The 5,176-nt window shown below is 53.0% G+C and carries 4 protein-coding genes and 1 pseudogene; 4 read left to right on the top strand and 1 reads right to left on the bottom strand.

Annotated features, from left to right (window positions below):
• The 4 genes and pseudogenes from D9742_RS23755 to yahK form a co-directional block, all read left to right on the top strand.
• Nucleotides 1–73, top strand: a pseudogene (locus D9742_RS23755) (hypothetical protein); the annotation flags it as partial.
• 49 nt (nt 74–122) lie between these two features.
• Entirely contained in the window at nt 123–1,073 is a 951-nt protein-coding gene (locus tag D9742_RS22995; RefSeq protein ID WP_130238342.1) for a carbamate kinase family protein, read from the top strand.
• A gap of 9 nt (nt 1,074–1,082) precedes the next feature.
• A complete protein-coding gene (locus tag D9742_RS22990) occupies nt 1,083–2,465 on the top strand; it encodes an amidohydrolase family protein (RefSeq protein WP_130238341.1) in 1,383 nt (460 codons plus the stop codon).
• A gap of 371 nt (nt 2,466–2,836) precedes the next feature.
• Nucleotides 2,837–3,886 (top strand): NADPH-dependent aldehyde reductase YahK, encoded by a 1,050-nt coding sequence (yahK, locus tag D9742_RS22985; protein ID WP_130238340.1) that lies wholly within the window; start codon nt 2,837–2,839, stop codon nt 3,884–3,886.
• A 526-nt stretch (nt 3,887–4,412) separates the two neighbouring features.
• On the opposite strand, the gene D9742_RS22980 is transcribed toward yahK, so the two are convergent.
• The gene (locus tag D9742_RS22980; protein WP_130238339.1) at nt 4,413–5,045 is read right to left on the bottom strand and encodes a LysE family transporter; all 633 of its coding nucleotides are present in this window, start codon (nt 5,043–5,045) and stop codon (nt 4,413–4,415) included.
• Nucleotides 5,046–5,176 lie beyond the last annotated feature (131 nt).

The raw sequence follows: 5,176 nt of genomic DNA, 5'->3' as shown, positions 1-5,176 counted from the left end.
CGGCGTGAACGCCTTATCTGGCCTACGAGTGGCGCAAGAATTTGTAGGCCTGATAAGCGTAGCGCATCAGGCAATTCGGCGTTGGTCATAACCCCATCATCCTCTGTAGCGGACATAACAACATGAAAGAACTTGTGGTCGTTGCCATTGGTGGCAACAGCATTATCAAAGATAACGCCAGCCAGTCGATTGAGCATCAGGCGGAGGCGGTGAGAGCCGTCGCCGATACGGTGCTGGAAATGCTGGCTTCCGATTACGACATTGTGCTGACCCACGGCAACGGGCCGCAGGTCGGGCTGGATTTACGCCGTGCGGAGATTGCCCACGAGCGCGAAGGGCTGCCCTTAACACCGCTGGCGAACTGTGTGGCGGATACGCAAGGCGGCATTGGCTACCTGATCCAACAGGCGCTGAACAACCGACTGGCGCGTCACGGCGAGAAAAAAGCCGTCACCGTGGTGACTCAGGTGGAAGTGGATAAAAACGATCCGGGATTTGCCCATCCCACCAAGCCCATCGGCGCATTCTTTAGTGACAGCCAGCGTGACGAATTACAAAAGGCAAACCCTGACTGGCGTTTTGTTGAAGATGCCGGACGGGGCTATCGCCGCGTGGTCGCCTCGCCGGAACCGAAACGTATTGTCGAAGCACCCGCCATTAAGGCGCTGATCCAACAAGGCTTTGTGGTGATTGGCGCGGGCGGCGGCGGAATTCCTGTGGTGCGTACTGACGCGGGAGATTACCAAAGCGTGGACGCGGTTATCGACAAAGATCTCTCTACCGCGCTGCTGGCCCGTGAAATTCACGCCGACATTCTGGTGATCACCACCGGCGTGGAAAAAGTGTGTATTCATTTTGGCAAACCCGAGCAGCAGGCGCTCGATCGGGTGGATATTGCCACCATGACTCGCTATATGCAGGAAGGACATTTCCCGCCCGGCAGCATGTTGCCAAAAATCATCGCCAGCCTGACGTTCCTGGAACAGGGCGGTAAAGAAGTGATTATCACCACGCCGGAATGCCTGCCAGCGGCGCTGCGCGGTGAAACGGGCACCCACATTATTAAAACGTAAGGACGTAAGATGAAAGAAAGCAATAGCCGCCGTGAATTTCTGAGCCAGAGCGGTAAGATGGTCACCGCCGCCGCGCTGTTTGGTACCTCTGTGCCGCTCGCCCATGCGGCGGTAGCTGGCACCCTAAACTGCGAAGCGAACAACGCCATGAAAATCACTGACCCGCATTACTATCTCGACAACGTGCTGCTGGAAACCGGATTTGACTACGAAAACGGCGTGGCGGTACAGACCCGCACGGCGCGCCAGACCGTGGAGATTCAGGACGGCAAAATTGTCGCGCTGCGTGAGAACAAGCAGCATCCGGACGCCACGCTGCCGCACTATGACGCTGGCGGTAAGCTGATGCTGCCCACCACCCGCGACATGCATATTCATCTCGACAAAACCTTCTACGGCGGGCCGTGGCGCTCGCTCAATCGTCCGGCAGGCACCACTATCCAGGACATGATCAAACTCGAGCAGAAAATGCTGCCGGAGTTACAACCGTATACGCAGGAGCGGGCGGAAAAACTGATCGATCTATTGCAGTCGAGAGGCACCACCATTGCCCGCAGCCACTGCAATATCGAACCGGTTTCCGGCCTGAAAAATCTGCAAAATTTGCAGGCGGTGCTGGCGCGGCGTCAGGCGGGCTTCGAGTGTGAAATCGTCGCCTTCCCGCAGCACGGTTTGCTGCTGTCGAAATCGGAACCCTTAATGCGTGAAGCAATGCAGGCGGGTGCGCATTACGTCGGCGGGCTGGACCCGACCAGTGTCGATGGCGCGATGGAAAAATCCCTCGACACCATGTTCCAGATTGCGCTGGACTACGACAAAGGCGTCGATATTCACCTGCACGAAACCACTCCGGCAGGCCTGGCAGCCATCAATTATATGGTTGAAACGGTAGAGAAAACGCCGCAGCTGAAGGGCAAGCTGACCATCAGCCACGCCTTCGCGCTGGCTACGCTCAACGAACAACAGGTCGATGCGCTGGCGAATCGGATGGCGGCGCAGCAAATTTCTATCGCCTCGACGGTGCCGATTGGCACGCTGCATATGCCGCTCAAACAGTTACACGACAAAGGCGTAAAAGTGATGACTGGCACTGACAGCGTTATCGACCACTGGTCGCCTTATGGTCTGGGCGACATGCTGGAAAAAGCCAATCTCTACGCGCAACTCTATATTCGCCCTAACGAACAGAATTTGTCCCGCTCGCTGTTTTTAGCCACTGGCGATGTATTGCCGCTCAACGAAAACGGCGAGCGCGTGTGGCCTAAAGTACAGGATGACGCCAGCTTTGTGCTGGTGGACGCCTCCTGTTCCGCCGAGGCGGTGGCGCGTATCTCGCCGAGAACCGCAACGTTCCATAAAGGGCAACTGGTGTGGGGGAGTGTGGCAGGTTGATATGCATTTTGCATGTCTGCAACGGTGACTAGTAAGAGATTTAAAGCCCCAGGGAGTGGGGCATCCTGAATATAAGTGTGTCGCCAGAAATGGACGTTATCTTTGAAGAATATGCCCTTATTGACGTTGTGTAGATAATTAATTTATCTGCGCCAAAAAAACATAAACATCGTCAGTTCTGCTCTTTTACGTATGGCAAAAATTACACGTATTGGCCTTGTGGGAACGTTGCTGCTCTGTTTGATTCAGGCTCGCGGTATGTTGGGGCTGGATCGGGCGGTTTAAATATTGGCTATATTCAATGGACGCGTTTTGCCGCGATGGCATATCAGGCATCGCCAAATACACATAGCTAATCAGGAGTAAATGCAATGAAGATCAAAGCTATAGGTGCATATTCCGCTAAGCAACCTCTGGAACCGATGGACATCATCCGCCGTAAACCCGGCCCTCACGATGTCCAGATTGAGATTGCTTACTGTGGCGTCTGCCATTCCGATATCCACCAGGTCCGTTCGGAGTGGGCGGGGACGGTTTATCCTTGCGTGCCTGGCCATGAAATTGTGGGGCGCGTGGTGGCCGTTGGTGATCAGGTGGAAAAACATGCGCCGGGCGATCTGGTGGGCGTCGGCTGTATTGTCGACAGTTGTAAACACTGCGAAGAGTGTGAAGACGGGCTGGAAAACTATTGTGATCACATGATAGGGACCTATAACGCGCCGACTCCAGACGAGCCGGGCCATACGCTGGGCGGTTATTCGCAGCAAATTGTTGTCCATGAGCGTTACGTTTTGCGTATTCGCCACCCGCAAGAGCAGCTGGCCGCCGTTGCGCCGTTGCTGTGTGCAGGCATTACGACCTATTCACCGCTGCGCCACTGGCAGGCCGGGCCAGGTAAAAAAGTGGGCGTGGTCGGCATTGGCGGTCTGGGGCATATGGGGATCAAGCTGGCCCACTCGATGGGGGCGCATGTGGTGGCATTTACCACCTCTGAATCAAAACGCGAAGCGGCAAAAGCTCTGGGGGCTGATGAAGTCGTTAACTCGCGTAATGCCGATGAAATGGCGGCCCACGTGAAGAGTTTCGATTTCATTTTAAATACAGTTGCTGCCCCGCATAATCTCGACGATTTTACTACCTTGCTGAAACGCGATGGCACCATGACGCTGGTTGGCGCGCCCGCAACGCCGCATAAGTCACCGGAGGTTTTCAACCTGATAATGAAACGTCGCTCAATCGCCGGCTCGATGATTGGCGGCATTCCGGAAACCCAGGAGATGCTCGATTTTTGCGCCGAACATGGCATCGTGGCTGATATAGAGATGATTCGGGCCGATCAAATAAACGAAGCCTATGAGCGAATGTTGCGCGGCGATGTGAAATATCGTTTTGTGATTGATAATGGCACGCTAACGGACTGAAAAATTAAATTTAGCGCGCAGTGCTGCTTATAACGTCGCTCTCCGGCACTAAGAGAGCGACAACATTCAGAGTAGGGGCAAGAGTTCGCTACCTGTGTAAGGTGATCCGCCGACATAAACTCAGTGTTGCTTGCTAAATAATCAATAAAGATATTTTGTGAATGTATGAGTTGACATTCATATGAAAAAAATCATAATTCCGTCATGTTTGCGAAGGGCGTTTTCAGTATCTTACGCATCGCACGACGGCCTTACGAAAAATATTCTGCAAGGCTGATATCAAAAACCGCCATTAGCTCATCAGGAAGAGCAGACGACAACCAGGATTGTTGTATGGTACGGGGTTCGAGGCCTCGATGGCGGTCCAATTTCTCAAGTCTTTAACTGCGTCTTATACCCCCATCTTCTAAGCTGTGTTCTTCTCGCATTCGTTACTGAACGATAAGCCCTGTCGTAGAAAGCGATGAATAAAGAGCCGAGACTCCTGTATGCCTGTTGGACATTAAAGTCCATGCGTTAAGTTATCTCACCGCTGCGTCACCCCTTCATAAATTAGCCGTAGCGCAAAGACACCAATAATCGCACCAATAACCCGACTGGCAACGCGCTGCATACGCCCGTATGCACGACGTACGGCGGGTAAAGAAAATGCCTGACTAAGAAATACACGCCAGATAATAGATGCGAGCACAATCCCAGCCCAGGCCATTAAACGCGCCCAGGTTGGTGTTTCAGCGCTTAACGTCACTGAGAAGATACTAATAAAAAATAAAACTGTCTGTGGATTAGAGAGATCGGTAATTAATCCACGGCGGAAAAACACATACCAGGGAGCATTAAGCGGCTGCTGTAGCGCGCTCATTTGCGGAGTGGACTGGCGGCGCATGCTATTCCAGGCAAACCATAAGAGATAAGCGCCGCCGACGATTTTAATGAGCGAGAAAATCTCTTCACACTGAGTAATTAGCGTCGCCATACCAAACAATCCCAACCCGGAATAAATGGCATCGCCAAGCGCCACGCCAAGCCCGGTGAGTACACCTGCACGGCGGCCTGAGGCCAGACTGGTTTGTACCACGACAAAAAGATTTGCCCCTGGATTAAAAAAGGTGATGACGAACAGTCCGACTGTCAGGTAAACGGCGTGCAAAGGGTCCATAGTGATTTCACCCATAAATAAGCTGAATTAACTTCATCATATTTATAGTAAAAATGACTGAATGCGAGCGCGATCACAAAGGCTGTTGATCGAAGAGAGTGCCACCTGTGCGTGACAGGTGGCAAAGTGGC

Source organism: Escherichia sp. E1V33 (assembly GCF_004211955.1).
Lineage (GTDB): Bacteria > Pseudomonadota > Gammaproteobacteria > Enterobacterales > Enterobacteriaceae > Escherichia.
The sequence above is the reverse complement of the archived record's forward strand: the minus strand, read 5'-3'. Positions and strand labels throughout refer to the sequence as shown.